The sequence below is a fragment of the Arcobacter ellisii genome (assembly GCF_003544915.1).
GTDB classification, from domain to species: domain Bacteria; phylum Campylobacterota; class Campylobacteria; order Campylobacterales; family Arcobacteraceae; genus Aliarcobacter; species Aliarcobacter ellisii.
The window spans coordinates 482,144-502,236 of the sequence record NZ_CP032097.1; the positions used below are offsets into that span (position 1 = coordinate 482,144).

Genomic DNA, 20,093 nt, shown 5'->3' on the forward strand with positions numbered 1-20,093 from the left:
TAAAAGAGTCTTATTTATAAAATTTTAGTTGGTTTACCTGTGTAATAACCTTGAGAAAAATCCACACCAATTTTTTGAACCATATTAAATACTGCTTCATCAACAACGAATTCAGCGATAGTTTTAGCACCTATTTTTTTTGAAAATTCAACAATTGTTTCAACAATAATTTTATGTCTATCATTTTTGTCAATATTTTTTATTAGTGAACCATCAATTTTTATGTAATCAACATGTAATTTTAAAATATGTTCAAAGTTTGAGTATCCTGTTCCAAAGTCATCAATTGCAATTTTTGCACCAAGGGCTTTTACTTGAGTTATAAAATTTGTAATCTCATCATAATTTTCAATTCCTTCAGATTCTAAAATCTCAAAAATGACTTTATTTGAAGTTTTTGTTTTTATTATTGTTTGAATAATCTCTTGAAGAGTAGTTAAATCTTTTATATCGTCAATTGATAAATTCACAGAAAAAGATTCGTTTCTATCTTTAAAAGTATTACAGGCTTGATGAATTATCTCTTTTGTTAAGTGCGAATATAATTTTGTTTTTTTTGCAATACTTAAAAAATCTAAAGGAAGAATTAGTTGGTCGTTCTTATCAACCATTCTAACCAATGTTTCATACTTTTTAATCTCTTTAGTCTCTAAATCCATAATTGGTTGATAATAACAAACAATTCTATTATCTAGTAATGCTTCTCTAATAGAAGTTGCAAGAGCAATATTTTTTTTGTAAGTTTGTTCAATATTTGCTTTTTCTTCATATATTGCAATTTTTTCTTTATTTTCTTTTGCATAATGAACTGCAATATCAGCTTTTGTTAGTAAATTATGTTTTTGTTTTGCAATACCAACTGAAAATCTAATATGAATATGTTCTTCTTCAATATGAAAAAGTTCTTCTTCAAATAAAGACAAAATATTTTCAATATTATGTTTTAAAATTTCAACAGGATAGTCATCATAAAATAAAATTGCAAATTCATCTCCATCAATTCTATATGTTGTAAAATCAAGTTTTAAAAACCAATTTGCAATCTCTTGTAAAATTTTGTCTCCACTATTTGTTCCAAAAAAATCATTTATCTCTTTAAATTCATCTATATTAAAAATAGCACAGGCTGTTGGGGATTTTTTTGAAATATCTAAAAGAATTTTTTGTCTATTTGGTAAAGAGGTTAGTTGGTCATAGTATGCAAGTTTTTCAGCTTTTTTTTCAAGTTTTATCTGTTCAGTTATATCTCTTCCACTTCCAATAGTTCCTATTAGTTTTCCTGTTTCATCATGTAAGGGAGCTTTATGAACTTCTAAATAGACAAGTTCACCTTTGATATTTCCATACTCTTCAAATATCATAGGTTTCATCTCTTCTAAAACAATTAAATCAGAATTTGCACATAACTCTCCAAAAGTGTGCCATTGTTCATTTTCAGGATGTTTAGACCTCTCTCTTTTTGCGAAATAAACATCATTTTTTCCAGTGACTTCATTAGGAGTTGCCATAAGTAGACTTCTACAAATAGAATCATTTGCATATAAGTAATTCCCTTCTAAATCTTTTGCCCATAACATATCAGGTAGATGTTTTGAGATTAATTTAAGAAAATTTTCTGATTGAAGAGAATTATTCATAACGTTCCTTGATTAAAAAATTATTTTATTATTCTATCAAAGATTTTGCCTAAATATTGAACCAATTGATTTTTTCTTTTAAATTTACAACTTCACCTATTACAATCATCACAGGTGTTTCTAATCCATAGGATTTTTCAACAATATTTTCTAAAGTTCCAACAACTACTTTTTGCTCTTTTGTTGTCCCTTTTGAAATAACTGCACAAGGATAATTTTTTCTTTTTCCCAAAGTTATTAGTTTTGAAGTGATTAATTCTAAATTATGATAACCCATTAAAAAAACTATGGTTTCATCATTTAAAAAAGTTTCCCACTCTATTTGAGAGATTTTTTTCTTTGGATTTTCATGTCCTGTTACTACTCTAAAAGAAGTTGTTATTCCCCTATGAGTTACTGGAATTCCTGCATATGCTGGAACAGCAATAGCAGATGTAATTCCAGGGATAATTTCAAATTGGATGTTTCTATCATGTAAGTATAAAGCTTCTTCTCCACCTCTTCCAAAAACAAAAGGGTCACCACCTTTTAGTCTTACAACATTTTCGTATTTAAGGGAAGCTTGATAAATTAGTTCGTTTATTTCTTCTTGAGGAAGAGTATGTTTTTTGTCCTCTTTCCCTACATAAATTAATTCGCAAGATTTTTTTGCAAGTTCTAAAATTTCTGGGTTTACCAATCTATCATAAATTAAAACATCTGCATTTTTTATAACTCTTACAGCTTTTAGTGTTAGTAATTCCACATCTCCTGGACCTGCTCCAGTTAGATAAACTTTTGACATAATAATCACTATTCCTTATATATATTATTTAGATAAATTATATCTAAATAATTTTTAAGCTTCAGAAGATACTGAATTATTACAAGATTTTAAGATTTTATCTAACTCTTTTTTTAATTCTTGAAGTCTTTTTGTTGAATTTATTAGATACTCTTGAGATTGAATAACAATATCTTCACTTCTATTTAATTGTTTTGAAATATCTGCTGAATTTGTTAAATCATAAATGATTTTACCAAATTCATCTGTTAACTCTTCAAGTTTTAAAGAGGCATTTTTTGATTGTTCAATTGCATCTGCTGAATAATTCATAACAGAATTTATTTTTTCAATAAAACAATTTATAGTTTGTGTTGCTTCAACAATCTCATTTTCCCCTTCAATTTTTATAGGAGTTAATGGTTTAGTTACATTTTGTTCAACAATTTTTTTAGATTCTTCTAGGAATTTTTTAGCATTTTCTTCCATAGATTTTAATTGTATAAAGCCATAAATTATTAATATCACTATTAAAAGTGCAAAAAAGTATTGCATATATCTTATATCATTAGTTTTTTCTTCACTGTAAATTGTGTACATATAAACTAATTTATCAACTTCTTCTAATAAAACTGGATTTGTTGTATAAATCAAATCTATGATATTTTCTAATGAATTTTTTGAAGAGGAATCATTCTTATTTATTAATTCTTTAAAATCAACAATATTTTGAAAAAAACTTTTCCATAAAATTTCAATTTTCATAATTTGATTTGCAATCTCTTTTGTTGGAGCTTTTTGTATTTCTGATAGTTCATTTCCCTCTTTTAAAGAGTTTAGATTATAAATAAATTCTGTTGTTGAGTTTTCAAGTTCTACAAAAGATGAATTTTTATGTTGAGATAAATAAAAAATATTTTTTGAAATATTTTGAGTCAACATTCTTTGCTTCCCTGCAATATTTATAATCAAAGCATCTTTTTTATTTTTGTTATTTAGGTAAATAGTTGTTGCTATTACACTTAGCATTAAAACAAAAAATAGAATCCCTAATGATTTTATTTTTGTACTGATTTTATTTTTATTCATACTCCAACTCCTTTGAAGATAGAGATTAAACTCTCTTCATCATTTATTAATACATCGCCATTTTCTATAGAAATTATGTTATCTCTTGATAATCTTTTTAAAACTCTTGATAGGGTCTCAGGTTGAATATGTAACATAAAAGAGACCTCTTGTCTTTTTAGTTTATTAAACATTTCTAAATCATTTTTTAGCATAAACGCCACTTTTGCAGTTGCATCAAATACTAATTCTCTATTTACGATACATTGTAATTGATGGGTTTTATCTAATAAAACTTCCATTAATTCAGTTAATAAAATATTTTTTGATAAAAAGTGTTCATGAAGCTTTTCAAAATTTACAGATAAAATCACTGAATCTTCTATAAATTCTGCATTTGAAAAACAATAAATCTCTGTAGATTTTAAAGAGGAGAGTTCACTAATCATGGAGTTTTTGTAAATATGATATAAAAAAATTTCATTTCCAAATTTATCATATTTATATATTTTAATTAAACCTTCAACTAAAAAAAGAAGATGGTTTTTTGTATCACTCTCATAAAATAATATAGAGTTACTTTCATATTTAGAAACAGTTGAAATTGAAGATATTAATCCTATTTCTTCTTCATCTAAACTATTAAAAAAACTTATTTTTCTGATGGTTTCAAGTAAATTCACACTAACCTTTGTTGATGGTTTTATTTAAGCAATTGTATATTATCCTTGTAAAAAGATTAATTAAATAAGAAAAGAAATAGGTAAATAATGAATTTTAAAAAATATATAAAAGCTGTGGGGACAGGTGTAAAAGGTAATAGAGATTTATCAAAAGATGAAGTTTTTGATGCAACTGAAAATATTTTATTAAATAGAGCAACACAGGCTCAAATAGGAGCTTTTTTAATTGGTTGGAGAACAAAACTTGAAACAAATGAAGAGTTAAGTGGAGCAATTGAAGCTTTAAGAAAATATATAAAATTTAAAAAAGTAGAAGACTCAATTGAACTTGGATATTCATTTGATGGAAGATGTGAAAATCCATTTTTATTCCCTTTATTTGAAAATATTTTAGAAGAGTTTTATAAAAAGAATTCAGATGTTAGAAGATTGAATTTAGTAATTTCAGGAGATTATCTACAACCTGCAAAAGTTGGACTTACAACAAAAGAGATTTATCAAAATATTGACAAAGGTCAATACATACATTTTTTTGATAGGGTAGAATACTTAAAAGAGTTAAGTGACATTACATCTTTACGACATGAATTAGGTTTAAGAACTGCATTTAATACAGTTGAAAAACTTTTAAATCCAGCTTTGAGTGAATATGGTGTGACAACAGCATTTCATAAACCTTATGTACAAAAATATTTAGAGATTTTTGCACCATATTTTAAAGAAGTAGTAGTTGTAAAGGCAAGTGAAGGAAGTCCTGAAGTATTTAAAGATGGAAAATATTGGAAAATGAAAGATACTCAAATCGTTGAAGAGAGTTTTTCTTTAAAAGATTTTGGAGTTAATTATTCTAAAGAGTTTGAAAATATCACTTTAGAAGAGTCTTTAAATATTGTAAAAAATCCTGACGATGAGATTTTAAAACTTGCAAAATTTAATGTGGCTTTATATCTTTTATTTTCAAATAGAGTTACTTCATTAGATGAAGCGTGGCAAAGATTAAATTAATAGAGATAAAAAGGTAAAAAATGTTAATAGATGGATTTGGAAGAAAGGTTGATTATCTAAGGGTTTCAGTAACTGAAAGATGTAATTTTAGATGTCAATACTGTATGCCAGAAAAACCTTTTTCTTGGGTTCCAAAAGAGAACCTTCTTTCGTATGAAGATTTATTCAAATTTATAAAAGTTTCAATAGATGAAGGAATAAAAAAAGTAAGAATAACAGGTGGAGAACCACTTTTAAGAGAAGGTTTGGATATTTTTATAAAAATGGTATTTGATTATAAAAATGATATTGATTTAGCTTTAACAACAAATGGATTTTTACTTCCAAGAGTTGCAAAAAAACTAAAAGATGCAGGATTAAAAAGAATAAATATTTCACTTGATACTTTAGATCATGCAACAGCTGCTAAAATGGCGCAAAAAGATGTATTAGAAACTGTTTTAGAAGGAATTCAAGCAGCTGATGATGCAGGACTTAAAATAAAAATAAATTGTGTTCCTGTAAAAGGAATAAATGATAAAGATGTTCTTGAGGTTTTAGAGTTTTGTAGAAAAAAAGGTTATGTTGTTAGATTTATTGAGTTTATGGAAAATTATCATGCAAAAGATAGTATTAAAGGGTTAAACTCAGATGAATTAAAAGCAATTATCTCTTCAAAATATCCAGATTTTGAAATGGTTCCAAGGGACACAAGTTCTCCTGCTCAATATTATAGATTTGAAGATGGATATGAATTTGGAATAATTGAACCACATAAAGATGATTTTTGTTCTGCTTGTAATCGTATTAGATTAACAGCAGAGGGGTATTTAATTCCTTGTTTATATTTTGAAGATGCAATGAGTATAAAAGATGCTGTTCAAAATAATAGAATAGATGAAGCAGTTGATATTTTAAAAAAAGTTTTACAAAATAAACCAGAAAAAAATAAGTGGTCAGTAAAAGATGATAATGAAGTTTCAACAAGAGCTTTTTATCAAACAGGTGGATAAAGATTAAAGTAAAAAAAAGATATAATTTCCAAATTTGTCAAAAAAAATAGGAGATTAATGGACTTAAGTTTAATAGCCCAGAATATTTTAAATCCGCCGATTTTATTCTTTTTTTTGGGAATGTTAGCTGTATTTTTAAAATCAGATTTAACCATTCCCCAACCTCTTCCTAAACTCTTCTCTTTGTATCTATTGATTGCTATTGGTTTACATGGTGGTTATGAATTATCAAAAAGTGGTTTAGATTTATATATTTTAAAAGCTCTTTGTTTAGCTATTTTTATGGCTATTTTAGTACCTATTTATAGTTTTTTTATTTTAAGAGTAAAACTTGATACTTATAATTCAGTTGCACTTGCAGCTACTTATGGTTCTATTAGTGCAGTTACTTTTATAACTGGAATTACATATTTACAAACAATTGGTGTTGAATATGGTGGTTTTATGGTCGCTGCTATGACTTTAATGGAATCGCCAGCTATTGTGATAGGTCTTGTATTTGCAGCACTTTTTACAAAAAAAGATAACAACTCATCTTCAACAAATTGGAAAGAGATATTTAAAGAAGCTTTTTTAAATCCATCTGTTTTTTTACTAATGGGAGCTTTAATTATAGGAATTTTAACAGGTGAAAAAGGTTGGACTTCAATGGAGCCACTTTTTGGAGCTTTATTTAAAGGAATACTTGCATTTTTCCTTTTAGATATGGGACTTGTTGCAGCAAAAAGAATTTATGAACTAAAAAAACTAGGATATTTCTTAATCGCTTTTGCAATATTAATGCCAATATTTAATGCAACTGTGGCAATGGGCTTAGGATACTATTTCGAAATATCAAAAGGAGATGCTTTTTTACTTGCACTTTTAAGTGGAAGTGCTTCATATATAGCAGTTCCAGCAGCTATGAGATTATCAGTTCCTGAAGCAAATCCAGGAATTTATCTTCCTTTGAGTTTAGCAATTACTTTTCCTTTTAATATCTCAATTGGAATTCCTTTATACTACTTTTTAATAAATCTTTTTTGGAGCTAAAATATGAAAAATATGAAAAAAATCGAAGTTATAGTTGAGTCGGTTTATTTAAGTAGATTATTAGATTTATTTAAACAAAAAGGAATTACAGGTTACACAATCATACGAGATATTGAGGGTTGTGGAGGACATGGTCTAAAAATGGCTGATGAAGTTACTGATGTATTTAGTAATAACTATATTTTTACAGTTTGCAATGAAGAGAAATTTTTATTTATGATAGAAGATATTAGAGCTTTTATAAAAAAATATGGTGGTAAATGTATTATCACAGATGTTATGTTATTACAATAAAAAATAGGAGAAGATTAATTAATGGATAAAAACTTCAATTACTCTAGTTTAAAACTAGGTATTATTGGTGGGGGGCAATTAGGTAAAATTATGTCTCAAAAAGCAAAAAAGATGGGATTTCATGTAACTATTTTAGACCCAACAATAAATTGTCCAGCAGCTCAAGTTTCAGATAGACAAATAGTTGGTGGCTTTTATGATAAAGAAAAATTAACTCAACTTGTAAAAGAATGTGATGTTACAACTTTTGAGTTAGAACATATTGATACTCAAGTTTTAAAAGAGTTGTATGATAAAGATTATAGAATTTTTCCATCTCCTTATGTTATGGAGTTAATTCAAGATAAATATGAACAAAAAAAACTTCTTGATGAAAAAGGAATTCCAGTTCCAAAATATAAAAGTGTACAAACAAAAGAAGATTTAATAAGTTTTGGTTTGCCAGTTATTCAAAAAGCCAAAAAAGGTGGATATGACGGTAAAGGTGTAATGCTTTTAAAAACCGAAGAAGATTTAGAAAATTGTATTAAAGTTGAATCTTTTATTGAAGAGTTAGTGGATATAGATAAAGAGTTAGCAATTATAGTTGCAAGAAATATTGAAGGTCAAATAGCAGCTTATCCAGTAGTAGAAATGCTTTTTGATGAGAGAGTAAATATCTGTGATATTGTTATGGCACCTGCTAGAATTAGTGAAGAGATAGAAAAAAAAGCAAAAGAGATAGCAATAAAATCAATTGAAGTTTTAGATGGGGTTGGAATTTTTGGTGTGGAGATGTTTTTAACAAAACAAGGTAGAATTTTATTAAATGAAATTGCTCCAAGACCTCATAATTCAGGACATTACACCTTTGAATCATGTGCAACTTCACAGTTTGAACAAATAATCAGAGCAGTTACAAATCTTCCATTGGGTTCAACAAAACTGATTTCCCCATCAGTTATGGTAAATCTTTTAGGTGAAGAAGGATATGAGGGAGAGCCTTTTATTGAAGGAATTCATGATGCTTTAGAAATTCCTGAGTTATCTTTTCATTTTTATGGAAAAAAAGAGACAAAACCATTTAGAAAAATGGGACATATTACAGTTTTAGATGAAAATCTTGATGTTGCACTAAAAAAAGCTTTAAAAGCAAAAGATATATTAAAAATTAAAGGGAGTAAAAAAATATGAAAAAACCATTAGTTGGAATTATTATGGGAAGTGATTCAGACCTTCCAGTTATGAAAGAAGCTGCAAAAATGTGTGAGTATTTTGGAATAGAGTATGAAGTTTCAGTGGTTTCTGCTCATAGAACTCCACAAAGATTATTTAAGTATTCAAAAGAGGCTGATAAAAGAGGAATTAGAGTAATAATCGCAGGAGCTGGTGGGGCTGCACATTTACCAGGAATGGTAGCTTCAATTACGCCACTTCCAGTTATTGGTGTTCCTGTTAAAACTTCATCTTTAGAGGGAATGGATTCACTTTTATCAATTGTTCAAATGCCAGGAGGAGTTCCTGTTGCTACAGTTGCTATTAATAATGCAAAAAATGCAGGAATTTTAGCAGCTCAAATATTGGGTGTTAAAGATAAAGAGATTAGAAAAAAGATTAAAGATTATAAAAAAGAGATGAAAGAAGAAGTTGAGAAAAAAGCAGAAAAATTAGAAGAAATAGAGTATGCTGAATATTTAAAACTTATGGGAAAATAATTAAAGTAAAATAAAGTTAACTTTAAGTAAAATTCGCGTTCATTTTATTGTAAATGAAAAATTAACATATACCTATTAGGAGGTCAACATGGCTTTAGATCAGGAAGTAAAAGCAGCTATAATTGCAAAATACGGAAAAAAAGATGGTGATACAGGTTCATCAGAAGTTCAAATTGCTTTATTAACAGAGCAAATTAAAATTTTAACTGAACACTTAAAAGTTTTCAAAAAAGATCACTCTTCAAGATTAGGTCTTTTAAAAATGGTTGGTAAAAGAAAAAGATTATTAGCTTATTTAAGAAGAACAAACTATGCTGGATTCGTAGAATTAGTAGCTTCTTTAGGAATTAGAGCTAAATAATTTTGTTTAAATTATTAAGTTTTAAAGGGTTGTAGTTATAACTACAACCCTTTTTTTTTAATTAAAAATTTTTATTTAATTGATTTTAATAACGAATCTTAATAATACTTCTTGTAAAATATATACAAAATATAAAAAAATTGGAAAATTATAATATGTTATTAACAAAAAAAAGTGAATATGCATTACTATCATTAATCTGCATTGCAAAAAGCGATGAGCCTATGAATGTAGATGTTTTATCAAAAGAGTTAGATATATCAAAATCATTTTTAGCAAAGATTATGCAAAATTTGGCAAAACATGAATTAGTTATTTCACACAGAGGTGTAAATGGTGGATTTGCACTTAAAAAATCTTGGGAAGAGATAACGATACTTGAAATTGTAGAAGCAGCAGAAGAGAGAATGCCTATGGTATTTGAGTGTGCTCCGTCTGCTCAAAGTTGCCCAAATCATAAAGCTATGTCTTGTACAATTTGGCCTTTATTAAACAATCTTCAATTTAAAGTGAATGATTTTTTAGCTAAATTAACTTTAAAAGATATTGCTTAATGAAACTTTTTCATATTTCTCATACTGATTTAGATGGATATGGATGTCAATTAATCACAAAAGAGTTCTTTAAAGAAGGCTATTTCTATAATGCAAATTATGGAATAGAAGTAAAATTAACAATAAAAAAAGTTTTGGAAGATATAAAAAATTTTAAAGATGAAGAGATACTTTTTTTAATTAGTGATTTGAACTTAACTTTTCAAGAATCAACTGATTTAGATGTTGATATCAATAAAATGATAGCAGAGGGTTATAAAATTAAACTTCAACTATTAGACCATCATATAAGTGGAAAAAAAAGTGCTGAAAATTTCTATTGGTATTTTTTAGATGATAAAAGATGTGCTACAAAAATAGTTTATGATTATATGTTTGAGGAGTTTGAAGGTTTTGACTGTACAACAAGTGCTTGGTTAAAACCATTAGTTGATGCAATTAATGCAGTTGATATTTGGCTAGAAAATGAAATCAAAAATTTCGAATTTGGAAAAGTTTTAATGTCAATGGTAACAAAAGTAAAAGAGATTAATAATATTTTATTTGCAGACCAAAATAGAGAATTAAAATTTTATCTGTTAAAAGAGGCATCAAAATTTTTAGATGAAGTTGATGGACATATAAAACTTGACAATGAAATTCATTTTATGAAAAAAGAGTTTTTAAAACTAAGCCATAAAGATGATACCTTAGATAATTTAAGTGCAAAATTTTTAGTTAAAACTTTAGAAGATGTAAAAGAGGAATTAACTGTTCTTTACAAAGGACAAAAAGGTTTATTAACTTATTGTTTAGGTTCTATTTCAATTCCTGCAAATGCATTTTTAAAAGAAAATCCTGATTATGACTTTTTTATTGATATAAATAAAAAAGGAAATGCTTCATTTAGAGCAGATGGAAAACTTGATGTTTCAATTTTAGCTACAAAACTTGCAAATGGTGGTGGACACGTAAATGCAAGTGGTGGAAAATTTGAAGATTTCAAAGAAACAATTGATTTCCAAGAAGTAAGAAACTATATTCAAAATAAATTAGATAAACTCTAATTTATATCTTTTTAGCATTCTTTTAAATATATTTTCTTTATAATAGAACAATTTATTATAAAGGATATAAAATGGAGTGCGAATTCCCAACTGTAAATTCAAAAAGTGAAGAAATATTAGAAATTTTTAAAAATACAAAAACTATAGCAATAGCTGGACTTTCACCAGATTCTGACAAAGCTTCGAATATGGTTGCAGTTTATTTACAAAATGCAGGATTTAAAATTGTTCCAGTTTATCCTAAAGAAGAGACTATTTTAGGTGAAAAAGTTTATAGAAGTATAAGTGAAATACCTTTTAAAATTGATATGGTTGATATTTTTAGAAAACCTGATGCAATTGCTCAAATTGTTGATGAAGCAATAAAAAGAGGAGATGTTGATACAGTTTGGTTTCAACTTGGACTTGTAAATAATGAAGCAGCTTCAAAAGCAAAAGAGGCGGGTTTAAAAGTTGTACAAAATAAATGTACAAAGATAGAGCATAGAAATCTATTTTAATTAATCATTTTTTGATGTGTTGTTAAGTATAAGTTTAGCAACACATCCAGATTTTCCATCTTCTCTATTTTTTATACTTATATTTGCTCTTAATGCGTCAGCTGCATTTTTAGCTAAAAAGAGTCCTAATCCAACACCACTTTGATTTCCAACTCTTTTAAATGGTGCGAATAAATCAATATTTTCATCAATACCAATACCTTCATCAGTTACAGTAATGATAATCTCTTTTTTTGTTTTTCTAAGACGAATATCAATTGTTTTTTCATTTGGAGTAAATTTAATTGCATTTTGAACAAAATTTTGTAATATTTGATTAAATAGTGTTAATTGAATAGATGTATTTAGATGATTTACATTTGAGAAAAATGTAATTATTATATTTTTTTGTGCACTTAACATTCTATAATCGTTTGCTTTTTTCTTAATATATTCAACTAAATCAATTTCTGTCGTTTGTTCAAATTGAGCACCTTCTGTTCTTCCAATATCTAAAATAGATGAAATCATAATATTCATATCATCAATTGATTTTATTGTAAGTCTTAAAGTCTCTTCATATTGTTCAATTTCTCTTTTTTTCTTTAATGTAACTTCATTTTTTAATTTCATAACTGCAAGTGGTGTTTTAAGCTCATGTGCAGCACCTATAAACAACTCTTTTTTGAATTTTACATAAGTACCTATTCTATTTGTTAAAGAGTTAATAGAGTTGGCTAAAGAGTGAAATTCAATAGGTAAATCTTTTGTATCAATTTGAGATAAAGAGTGTTCATCCATATTTGCAAGTTTTTTATTGATTTGCATAATTGGTTTTAAAAGTGATTTAGAAACCACTAAAGAGTATAAAAGCATTAAAATAAAACCAGGAATTGCCAAAATAAAAAGATTTTTGAAAATAACAGAGTATAAAAGTTCTCTCTCTAAACTGATATTTTTTATGATTTGTAAAAATTCTTTATTCTCTAAATTAAATGGATAAAGTAGTTTTATATAATATTTCCCACCCATTTGATAATTAAAAAATTTAATCTCTTGTAGTTCACTATTTTTAACAACATCAATAGTTTGAAATTGCGTTTTTACAGAAGTGAATTTATCAAAAGAGATATAGTTTTTTTGAATTTGTTTTGCTTGTCCAAGCATATTTTCTTGGATATCATCATAAACAGTACTTCTAGCATATTCATAAAAGATAAAAGAGAGAGTGATAATAAAAAGCGAAGTAGCTATAATCAATTTGTTGTAAAATTGTCTATAAATACTTTTGCTTTCCATTTTTTAATACCGTACAGAGAAATTATTTAAGTTTAGTGTCTTCCGCTGCATTTGGATAACAGAATCTATAACCTCTTCTTCTAATTGTTTCAATTGTAGAGATATTTAATGGTTTATCCATTTTTTGTCTAATTTGGTTGATCGCAACTTCAATTACATTTGGAGTAACTAATTCTGGTTCTTCCCAGATTGCATCTAATAATTGTTCTTTAGAAACGATTTGATCTCTATGTCTTGCTAAGTGAGTTAAAACTTCAAAAGGTTTACCTTTTAATTCAATCTCTTCTCCCGCATATTCGATTTTTTCTTCATCAGGATTAATTACTAAATCATCAATTTCGATTACGTTTGTTCCACCAAATCTTAATCTTGCTTCAATTCTTGCAAGTAAAATATCAAAATCAAATGGTTTTTTAATAAAATCATCAGCACCAGATTTTAGTGCTTCAATTTCAGATTCTTTATCATCTCTTGCTGAGATAATAACAACAGCTGTTCTTGAACTTCTATTTTTTACAATTTTGCAAAGTTCAATACCGTCACCATCTGGTAACATCCAATCAGTTAATACTAAATCGTAGTTTCTAATATCAATGAAATATTCTGCATCTTTGTAGTTCTCAGCAGTATCAACTTGATATCCAAAGTCAGTTAGACCTTCTTGTAGTGTTCTATTTAGTGTAATTTCGTCTTCAATAATCAAAATTCTCATAATATTCCTTAAATTTAAGTTAAATTTAATTTTGGCTGGAATTGTATCATAAAAAATAGAAAATTTAAAGCTTTTTTAAGCTAAATTTTTAAATTTCTAAAATATAAAAAAAATTTCTAAAAATTATTTTACAAACTTGCAATTTATTTACAAAAAATCAACTATTTATTAACTATGAAAAGATAAAATACGCCAAATATAATTTCAAGGAATAAAATGAAAAAAATAGTGTCTAGCTTCGTTGCATCAGTTGCTTTAATTACAACTTTAAATGCAGCTGATTTTTATGCTACAGTTGATGGTGAACAAATCACTAAACAAGATATCTCAATGGCTTTACAAGATCCAAGAATCGATTTTGATAAATTACCAGAGAATGCAAAAAAACAAGTTTTAGAGCAAATAATTAATAGAAAATTATTAGCTAAAAAAGCAATTGAGGATGGAATTGAAAAAGATCCACAATATATTGAAACAATTACAAAAATCAAAGAAGATTTAGCTTTCCAAGTATGGCAAAAAAATCAAATTGAAAAAATCAAATTTACAGATGCAGAAAAAAAAGATTTCTATGAAAAAAACAAAGAAAAATTTGTTATGCCAGAAACTTTAGAAGCTAGTCACATTTTAGTAAAAACTGAAAAAGAAGCTTTTGATATTATCAAACAATTAGATAAAGCTACAAACAAAGAAGAAAAATTTAAAGAGTTAGCATTAGCAAAAACAGAAGATCCAACTGGTAAAAAAAATGGTGGATATTTAGGTAAATTTGCAGCAGACCAAATGGTTCCAGAATTTTCAAGTGCAGCTAAAGCTTTAACTAAAGGTTCTTATTCAAAAGTTCCAACTAAAACACAATTTGGTTATCATATTATTTACTTAAAAGATAAAATTCCTTCAAAATCTTTAACTTTCAATGAAGTTGAAAGTAATATTTCTCAAATTTTATTAGGAAATACATATAATAAAAAAGTTAAAGAATTAACAGACGAATTAAGAAAAGACGCAAAAATAGTTATTAAGTAAGGAGATTAAATTGGGTGTATTAGATGTAGTAAAACCAGGTGTTTTAACTGGTAGTGAAGCAAAAAAACTTTTTAATTATGCAAAAGAGAACAATTTTGCAATTCCAGCTGTTAATGTTGTAGGAACTGATTCTGTTAATGCTGTTTTAGAAGCAGCTGCAAAAGTTAATTCGCCAGTTATTATTCAATTTTCAAATGGTGGAGCAGGATTTTATGCTGGAAAAGGTTTAAAAACTAGTGATGCAGCAGTTCTTGGTGGAATTAGTGGTGCAAACCATGTTCATACAATGGCAAAAGCTTATGGTATTCCAGTTATTTTACATACTGACCATGCAGCAAAAAAACTTTTACCTTGGATTGATGGATTATTAGATGCAGGTAAAAAACATTTTGAACAAACAGGAAGACCTTTATTTACTTCTCATATGCTTGATTTAAGTGAAGAAAGTCTTGAAGAAAATATTGAAATTTGTGTTGAGTATTTCAAAAAAATGAATGCACTTGATATGATGATTGAAATTGAACTTGGAATTACTGGTGGTGAAGAAGATGGTGTTGACAACTCTGATGTTGATAATGCTTTACTTTATACACAACCAGAAGAAGTTTGTTATGCTTATGAAAAATTAAAAGAAGTTGGAGATAATTTTACAATTGCTGCATCTTTTGGAAATGTTCATGGTGTATATAAACCAGGAAATGTTGTTTTAAGTCCAAAAATCTTAGATAATTCACAAAAATATATTCAAGATAAATTAAAAACTTCTGATAAACCAGTTGACTTTGTTTTCCATGGTGGTTCAGGTTCACTTTTAAGTGAAATTAGAGAAGCTATCTCTTATGGTGTTATTAAAATGAACATTGATACAGATACTCAATGGGCAATGTGGGATGGTGTAAGAGCTTATGAAGCTAAATACCATGATTATTTACAAGGACAAATCGGAAACCCAGAAGGTGAAGATAAACCAAATAAAAATTACTATGACCCAAGAAAATTCTTAAGAGCTGGTCAAGAAACAATGATAGCTAGACTTGAAGTTGCTTTCTCTGATCTTTGTGCTTTAAATAAAAACTAAAAATTTAAGAGGTTCAACCTCTTGAATTTTTTATTCAGGTCTTTCCACCATATAACCACTTCCTCTTATATTTTTAATAAAATCTTCTTTTAATACAGTTTTTACTCTATTTACTTCTGCTCTAATAGTTGCATTATCTATATAGTCGTCATTCCACACATAAGTTCTAAACATATCATAGTTTACAACTAAACTTCTATTTTGTGCTAAAAGTTCAATAATTTGAAGTTGTCGTCTTGGAAGGATATGTGGTTCATTATTAAAATACAAAGTCATAGTTTCTGCATCAAAACTATAATGTTTTGAAAGTCTTTTATGTCTTTGAGGAACTAATCTTGTTTTTAGAATTTTATTAATTCTAAGAGTCAGTTCTTTTAAATGAAAAGGTTTTTTTAGATAATCAAAACAACCTAAATCAAAAGCTCTTGAAATATCTTCTATATCAATTAATGCAGAAATATAAATAGTTGGAACCATTCTTTTTTGTTCATGCATTTTTTCTAAAATAGTAAAACCATCTATATCTGGAAGTGAAATATCTAAAATGAGTAAATCAAATTTTTGGGAGTCTAAGATTTCTAAAGATTCTTGACCTGTTTTTGTGCTTATTATTACATGACCAGTTGAATTTATATATTCAGTAATCATTTCGTTTAACATTTCATCATCTTCTACTAATAAAATTTTCATAAAACTCCTTTAAAAATATATGTAAATGAAGCAAAGTTTTCACCTGATTCTAATCTTATTCCAACGTTTTCTTCACTACAAATTCTTTTTACTAAATTTAATCCAAGTCCAAAACCTTCTGCTGAAAGTTCTTCTCTATAATACTCTTCAAAAATTTGTTGTGGGTCTAAAATCTGTTTTGAACGACTCTCAATTGTAAAGTGACATTCAGAGTTAAATTCAGAAAGCCTTACAAATATTGTTTCATTTGGAAGAGTGTATTTAATTGCATTTGTAAGATTGTTATCAACTATTCTTTGAAGTTTTATTTCATTGAAATTTAAAATTATTTCATCTTTTAGTGATTGAAATTTAAAATTTGATTTAAACTTTAAAGCAGAAGATGTAAAAAAATCAATTCTACTTCTTACAAAATCAACTATATTTATTTTATGAATTGCAGAATTTACTTGGTCTTTTTTGATTAAATAACTCAAATCATCATAAATACTAAAGATATTTTTCATTGCAACTTCAATATTTGAAAGATATTTATTTTTCCCATTTTCCATTTCAAACATCTCAATATTCCCCATAATAACTGATAAGGGTGTATTTGTTTCGTGAACTGCGTGTTTTAAAAACTGCTTTTGAGATTCAATTAGATTTTGAGCGTATTTATTTCCTTTTTCTAATTTCTCTGATTGTTCATTATAATCCCTTGAAGATTGTTGAATTAGATTTGTCAAAGCTTGCAGACTTCTTGCATGTTCACTAAGTTTTTCTTGATGAATAGGAGTTTCAATTTTTAAATCCAAATTAGAATTTGGGTTTTCTGTAAGAGCTAATACAGTTAGTGTTTGATTTAATAGTTCATTATTTTCTCTATTATGAAAAAATTCTCCATAAGTAAAAAATCCAACAGTAGGTGCTATTTTTGAAAAAGGTTTTATCTCTATATCAATTAAACTAGGCATATATCTACGTCTAGCCATACATGTATAGATAAAGATACTTTGAGTTTCATTTATTGCACATTTGTTTAAAAGAGATTTTAGTGGATTATTTAAAATTAGTTCAACATTTCCAAATCCAAGTTTTACAATATCTCCTTTATGAAGATTCCCTGCAAAACTCAAACTTCCATCTTCATGTTTTGCTATAACAGCTCTTGCTATTGGGATTTTATTTTTTTGTAAGATTAAAGGAAATTCTATTCCTGTTGCTGGAAGTGAACGAGCAACATACTCTCCTAAATACTTTTCATAAAAATCCAAAGGAGTAAGACCTGAAATTTTATAAACTCTATTTCCAACAACTTCTTCAATAACATGCTCTATTCCTATTGGTGACCAATTAAAATTAAAAGCATTACATACACTTAACTCTTCTGAATTTAAAGATACCCCAACAGCACCTTTTGTTAATATCTTATTTTGACAAGAGATAAATGTTTGCGTAAAGTTTGCATTATCAGCAGCCATTCCACCACTTACAATTACTTTGTTATTTACAAAGTTAATACCATTTAAAAACTCTTCTCCATTTGTAGTAGCTCCATCACTAAAAGCAATAATAGCTTTTGTTGTTTGGGTACAAAGTTTATTGGCAAGTTCTACACCATTTGAGAAACAGTTTTCACTATTTGAGTATGCTGCTTTAATTGTAGTTTTTTCAAAAGTTGAAATAGATAAGATTGTACTGTTTGTTGTAATAGTATCATTACTTATTTCTCCATCCGTTGAAGAACCAATACAAATTGCTTGTGGCAATTTTTTTGTAATTACATCTAATATGTTTTTTAATTTTTCTTTAGTTTGTCCACAAAAAATTTGAATTAAAATATTCTTCTCATTTTCAAACATAGAAAAATCAATTATCTTTTCTATAGGTTTATCATTTATTGTATATGTAAAAGTTTTCATAAAAAATTGTAACACATATTTTGAGATTTTCAAAGAAAATTTTTTTCAAAAAAGCCCGAATTTATCGTTATTTGTAACAAAAAACTACATTGCTATACTCATGCTATACTAACGCTAAATTTATGCTATAAATGTGGTGTAAAATTTCATCAATGGAAGAAAAAATTACTCTTTTTTTAAGATATTTTTCTTCAATTTCTAAATTTAAAAGGATGAAAAAAATGATTTATACAAAACCAACATACAAACCTCAATATGAGAATTTTATAGGTGGAGAATGGCTTGCTCCAAAAAGTGGTGAATACTTTGATAATATATCTCCAGTTGATGGAACTTTATTAACAAGAATTCCAAGATCAAATGAAGCTGATGTTGAAGCAGCAATTATAGCAGCTGATAAAGCATTCCAATCTTTTAAACGTACTTCAGTTGTTGAAAGAAGTAATTTATTAAATAAAATGGCAGATGCAATTGAAGCAAATTTAGAAAAACTTGCAATTGCAGAGACTTTAGATAATGGTAAAACTATTAGAGAAACTTTAAATGCAGATGTTCCTTTAGTTGTTGACCATTTCAGATATTTTGCATCTGTAATTAGAGCAGAATCAGGAACAGTTTCTGATTTAGATGAAAACACTGTTTCTCAAGAAATTTATGAGCCATATGGTGTTGTTGCTCAAATTATTCCTTGGAATTTCCCACTATTAATGGCTGCTTGGAAATTAGCTCCTGCAATTGCTGCTGGAAATTGTATTGTTATGAAACCAGCAAGTGCTACTCCTATGTCAATTTTATTATTAATGGAAGCAGTTCAAGATGTTTTACCAAAAGGTGTTGTAAATATTATTAATGGTGCAGGTGGAAAAATTGGTAAATATTTATCAACTCATCCATTAGTTAAAAAAGTTGGATTTACAGGTGAAACTACAACTGGTCAATTAATTATGCAATATGCAACAGAAAATATTATTCCTTCAACTTTAGAATTAGGTGGAAAATCTCCAAACGTATTCTTTGAATCAATTATGGATGCAGATGATGAGTTCTTTGATAAAGCAATTGAAGGTTTAGTTTTATTCGCATTTAACTCTGGTGAAGTTTGTACTTGTCCATCAAGAGCATTAATTCAAGAGTCAATTTATGAGCCATTTATTGCAAGAGTTCTTGAAAGAGTAAAAGCTATTAAATTAGGAAATCCTTTAGATACAGAAAATATGATGGGTGCTCAATGTTCACTTAACCAAAAAGAAAAAATTATGGAATATATCAATATAGGTAAAGAAGAGGGTGCTGAATTATTAATTGGTGGAGATGTTTATGAATCTTCTGTAAATCCAAATGGATTCTACATTCAACCTACTTTATTTAAAGGTCATAATAAAATGAGAATTTTCCAAGAAGAGATTTTTGGACCAGTTCTTGCTATTACAACTTTTAAAGATGAAGCTGAAGCATTAGAAATTGCAAATGATACAATCTATGGATTAGGTTCAGGTGTTTGGTCAAGAGATGCTCACCAATTACATAGAATGAGTAGAGGAATTCAAGCAGGAAGAGTATGGGTTAACTGCTACCATATGTATCCTTCTCACGCATCATTTGGTGGATATAAAAAATCAGGAATCGGAAGAGAAACTCATATGATGATGTTAAATTCATATAGACATACAAAAAATATTTTAACTTCATACAATAAAAATAAATTAGGTTTCTTCTAGGATTTAGCGCGAATTATAAATCATTAAAGCCCATAGAGTTCTTCCTATGGGCTTTTTA

General features: G+C 27.3%; 21 protein-coding genes. 13 read left to right on the top strand and 8 right to left on the bottom strand.

Features of this window, described 5'->3' with window-relative positions:
- Positions 1–14: 14 nt before the first annotated feature.
- Genes AELL_RS02470 through AELL_RS02485 form a run of 4 tightly spaced genes read right to left on the bottom strand, consistent with a single transcriptional unit; the run spans position 15 to position 4,151 of the window.
- Positions 15–1,637 carry a bifunctional diguanylate cyclase/phosphodiesterase gene (locus tag AELL_RS02470; RefSeq protein ID WP_118916424.1) on the bottom strand — a complete coding sequence of 541 codons (1,623 nt, stop codon included), beginning with the start codon at positions 1,635–1,637 and terminating at the stop codon, positions 15–17.
- A gap of 49 nt (positions 1,638–1,686) precedes the next feature.
- Positions 1,687–2,421 (bottom strand): uroporphyrinogen-III C-methyltransferase, encoded by a 735-nt coding sequence (gene cobA, locus AELL_RS02475; RefSeq protein ID WP_118916425.1) that lies wholly within the window; start codon positions 2,419–2,421, stop codon positions 1,687–1,689.
- A 54-nt stretch (positions 2,422–2,475) separates the two neighbouring features.
- Positions 2,476–3,489 (bottom strand): type IV pili methyl-accepting chemotaxis transducer N-terminal domain-containing protein, encoded by a 1,014-nt coding sequence (locus tag AELL_RS02480; RefSeq protein ID WP_118916426.1) that lies wholly within the window; start codon positions 3,487–3,489, stop codon positions 2,476–2,478.
- Entirely contained in the window at positions 3,486–4,151 is a 666-nt protein-coding gene (locus tag AELL_RS02485) for a Crp/Fnr family transcriptional regulator (RefSeq protein ID WP_118916427.1), read from the bottom strand. The genes AELL_RS02480 and AELL_RS02485 overlap by 4 nt, the downstream gene beginning before the upstream one ends.
- Before the next feature lie 87 nt (positions 4,152–4,238).
- Here AELL_RS02485 and AELL_RS02490 point away from each other — a divergent pair, with 87 nt between their 5' ends.
- The 10 genes from AELL_RS02490 (at position 4,239) to AELL_RS02535 (ending at position 11,629) form a co-directional block, all read left to right on the top strand.
- Positions 4,239–5,156, top strand: coding sequence for a glycosyl transferase (locus tag AELL_RS02490; RefSeq protein ID WP_118916428.1), 918 nt, complete (start codon positions 4,239–4,241; stop codon positions 5,154–5,156).
- 20 nt (positions 5,157–5,176) lie between these two features.
- On the top strand, positions 5,177–6,148 hold the full coding sequence (moaA, locus tag AELL_RS02495; RefSeq protein WP_118916429.1) for a GTP 3',8-cyclase MoaA: 972 nt from the start codon (positions 5,177–5,179) through the stop codon (positions 6,146–6,148).
- A 57-nt stretch (positions 6,149–6,205) separates the two neighbouring features.
- On the top strand, positions 6,206–7,180 hold the full coding sequence (locus AELL_RS02500; RefSeq protein ID WP_118916430.1) for a sodium-dependent bicarbonate transport family permease: 975 nt from the start codon (positions 6,206–6,208) through the stop codon (positions 7,178–7,180).
- A gap of 3 nt (positions 7,181–7,183) precedes the next feature.
- The gene (locus AELL_RS02505; RefSeq protein WP_118916431.1) at positions 7,184–7,474 is read left to right on the top strand and encodes a P-II family nitrogen regulator; all 291 of its coding nucleotides are present in this window, start codon (positions 7,184–7,186) and stop codon (positions 7,472–7,474) included.
- A 21-nt stretch (positions 7,475–7,495) separates the two neighbouring features.
- Positions 7,496–8,647 (top strand): 5-(carboxyamino)imidazole ribonucleotide synthase, encoded by a 1,152-nt coding sequence (locus tag AELL_RS02510; protein WP_118916432.1) that lies wholly within the window; start codon positions 7,496–7,498, stop codon positions 8,645–8,647.
- Positions 8,644–9,168 (top strand): 5-(carboxyamino)imidazole ribonucleotide mutase, encoded by a 525-nt coding sequence (purE, locus tag AELL_RS02515; protein WP_118916433.1) that lies wholly within the window; start codon positions 8,644–8,646, stop codon positions 9,166–9,168. Before AELL_RS02510 ends, purE begins: the two co-directional genes overlap by 4 nt.
- Before the next feature lie 88 nt (positions 9,169–9,256).
- Positions 9,257–9,529, top strand: a complete 273-nt coding sequence (gene rpsO / locus AELL_RS02520; RefSeq protein WP_118916434.1) for a 30S ribosomal protein S15 — start codon at positions 9,257–9,259, stop codon at positions 9,527–9,529.
- Between the two features lie 155 nt (positions 9,530–9,684).
- Positions 9,685–10,083 (top strand): RrF2 family transcriptional regulator, encoded by a 399-nt coding sequence (locus AELL_RS02525; RefSeq protein ID WP_118916435.1) that lies wholly within the window; start codon positions 9,685–9,687, stop codon positions 10,081–10,083.
- Positions 10,083–11,129 carry a DHH family phosphoesterase gene (locus AELL_RS02530; protein ID WP_118916436.1) on the top strand — a complete coding sequence of 349 codons (1,047 nt, stop codon included), beginning with the start codon at positions 10,083–10,085 and terminating at the stop codon, positions 11,127–11,129. Before AELL_RS02525 ends, AELL_RS02530 begins: the two co-directional genes overlap by 1 nt.
- A gap of 71 nt (positions 11,130–11,200) precedes the next feature.
- Positions 11,201–11,629 (top strand): CoA-binding protein, encoded by a 429-nt coding sequence (locus AELL_RS02535; RefSeq protein ID WP_118916437.1) that lies wholly within the window; start codon positions 11,201–11,203, stop codon positions 11,627–11,629.
- Here AELL_RS02535 and AELL_RS02540 read toward each other — a convergent pair whose 3' ends face one another.
- Together AELL_RS02540 and hsrA are read right to left on the bottom strand one after the other, a co-directional pair.
- Positions 11,630–12,907 (bottom strand): HAMP domain-containing sensor histidine kinase, encoded by a 1,278-nt coding sequence (locus AELL_RS02540; RefSeq protein ID WP_118916438.1) that lies wholly within the window; start codon positions 12,905–12,907, stop codon positions 11,630–11,632.
- Between the two features lie 22 nt (positions 12,908–12,929).
- The gene (hsrA, locus tag AELL_RS02545; protein WP_118916439.1) at positions 12,930–13,619 is read right to left on the bottom strand and encodes a homeostatic response regulator transcription factor HsrA; all 690 of its coding nucleotides are present in this window, start codon (positions 13,617–13,619) and stop codon (positions 12,930–12,932) included.
- A 216-nt stretch (positions 13,620–13,835) separates the two neighbouring features.
- Between hsrA and AELL_RS02550 the strand changes: the two genes are divergently transcribed.
- Positions 13,836–14,645, top strand: coding sequence for a peptidylprolyl isomerase (locus tag AELL_RS02550; RefSeq protein WP_118916440.1), 810 nt, complete (start codon positions 13,836–13,838; stop codon positions 14,643–14,645).
- Between the two features lie 10 nt (positions 14,646–14,655).
- Positions 14,656–15,723: a class II fructose-bisphosphate aldolase gene (gene fbaA, locus AELL_RS02555; protein WP_118916441.1), complete on the top strand. Its 1,068-nt coding sequence runs from the start codon at positions 14,656–14,658 to the stop codon at positions 15,721–15,723.
- Positions 15,724–15,753: 30 nt separating this feature from the next.
- On the opposite strand, the gene AELL_RS02560 is transcribed toward fbaA, so the two are convergent.
- Both AELL_RS02560 and AELL_RS02565 read right to left on the bottom strand, forming a co-directional pair.
- The gene (locus AELL_RS02560; RefSeq protein ID WP_118916442.1) at positions 15,754–16,413 is read right to left on the bottom strand and encodes a response regulator transcription factor; all 660 of its coding nucleotides are present in this window, start codon (positions 16,411–16,413) and stop codon (positions 15,754–15,756) included.
- Positions 16,410–18,317 carry an FIST N-terminal domain-containing protein gene (locus tag AELL_RS02565; protein WP_226806006.1) on the bottom strand — a complete coding sequence of 636 codons (1,908 nt, stop codon included), beginning with the start codon at positions 18,315–18,317 and terminating at the stop codon, positions 16,410–16,412. The genes AELL_RS02560 and AELL_RS02565 overlap by 4 nt, the downstream gene beginning before the upstream one ends.
- A 221-nt stretch (positions 18,318–18,538) precedes the next feature.
- On the opposite strand from AELL_RS02565, the gene AELL_RS02570 reads away from it, so the two are divergent.
- Positions 18,539–20,035 carry an aldehyde dehydrogenase family protein gene (locus AELL_RS02570; RefSeq protein ID WP_118918601.1) on the top strand — a complete coding sequence of 499 codons (1,497 nt, stop codon included), beginning with the start codon at positions 18,539–18,541 and terminating at the stop codon, positions 20,033–20,035.
- The last annotated feature ends 58 nt before the right edge of the window (positions 20,036–20,093 follow it).

What these genes read in the sequence shown, in the direction of transcription:
- AELL_RS02470 (WP_118916424.1), bottom strand. Translation starts at nt 1,637, where the DNA reads ATGAATAATTCTCTTCAATCAGAAAATTTTCTTAAATTAATCTCAAAA.
- cobA (WP_118916425.1), bottom strand. Translation starts at nt 2,421, where the DNA reads ATGTCAAAAGTTTATCTAACTGGAGCAGGTCCAGGAGATGTGGAATTA.
- AELL_RS02480 (WP_118916426.1), bottom strand. Translation starts at nt 3,489, where the DNA reads ATGAATAAAAATAAAATCAGTACAAAAATAAAATCATTAGGGATTCTA.
- AELL_RS02490 (WP_118916428.1), top strand. Translation starts at nt 4,239, where the DNA reads ATGAATTTTAAAAAATATATAAAAGCTGTGGGGACAGGTGTAAAAGGT.
- moaA (WP_118916429.1), top strand. Translation starts at nt 5,177, where the DNA reads ATGTTAATAGATGGATTTGGAAGAAAGGTTGATTATCTAAGGGTTTCA.
- AELL_RS02500 (WP_118916430.1), top strand. Translation starts at nt 6,206, where the DNA reads ATGGACTTAAGTTTAATAGCCCAGAATATTTTAAATCCGCCGATTTTA.
- AELL_RS02505 (WP_118916431.1), top strand. Translation starts at nt 7,184, where the DNA reads ATGAAAAATATGAAAAAAATCGAAGTTATAGTTGAGTCGGTTTATTTA.
- AELL_RS02510 (WP_118916432.1), top strand. Translation starts at nt 7,496, where the DNA reads ATGGATAAAAACTTCAATTACTCTAGTTTAAAACTAGGTATTATTGGT.
- purE (WP_118916433.1), top strand. Translation starts at nt 8,644, where the DNA reads ATGAAAAAACCATTAGTTGGAATTATTATGGGAAGTGATTCAGACCTT.
- rpsO (WP_118916434.1), top strand. Translation starts at nt 9,257, where the DNA reads ATGGCTTTAGATCAGGAAGTAAAAGCAGCTATAATTGCAAAATACGGA.
- AELL_RS02525 (WP_118916435.1), top strand. Translation starts at nt 9,685, where the DNA reads ATGTTATTAACAAAAAAAAGTGAATATGCATTACTATCATTAATCTGC.
- AELL_RS02530 (WP_118916436.1), top strand. Translation starts at nt 10,083, where the DNA reads ATGAAACTTTTTCATATTTCTCATACTGATTTAGATGGATATGGATGT.
- AELL_RS02535 (WP_118916437.1), top strand. Translation starts at nt 11,201, where the DNA reads ATGGAGTGCGAATTCCCAACTGTAAATTCAAAAAGTGAAGAAATATTA.
- AELL_RS02540 (WP_118916438.1), bottom strand. Translation starts at nt 12,907, where the DNA reads ATGGAAAGCAAAAGTATTTATAGACAATTTTACAACAAATTGATTATA.
- hsrA (WP_118916439.1), bottom strand. Translation starts at nt 13,619, where the DNA reads ATGAGAATTTTGATTATTGAAGACGAAATTACACTAAATAGAACACTA.
- AELL_RS02550 (WP_118916440.1), top strand. Translation starts at nt 13,836, where the DNA reads ATGAAAAAAATAGTGTCTAGCTTCGTTGCATCAGTTGCTTTAATTACA.
- AELL_RS02560 (WP_118916442.1), bottom strand. Translation starts at nt 16,413, where the DNA reads ATGAAAATTTTATTAGTAGAAGATGATGAAATGTTAAACGAAATGATT.
- AELL_RS02565 (WP_226806006.1), bottom strand. Translation starts at nt 18,317, where the DNA reads ATGAAAACTTTTACATATACAATAAATGATAAACCTATAGAAAAGATA.
- AELL_RS02570 (WP_118918601.1), top strand. Translation starts at nt 18,539, where the DNA reads ATGATTTATACAAAACCAACATACAAACCTCAATATGAGAATTTTATA.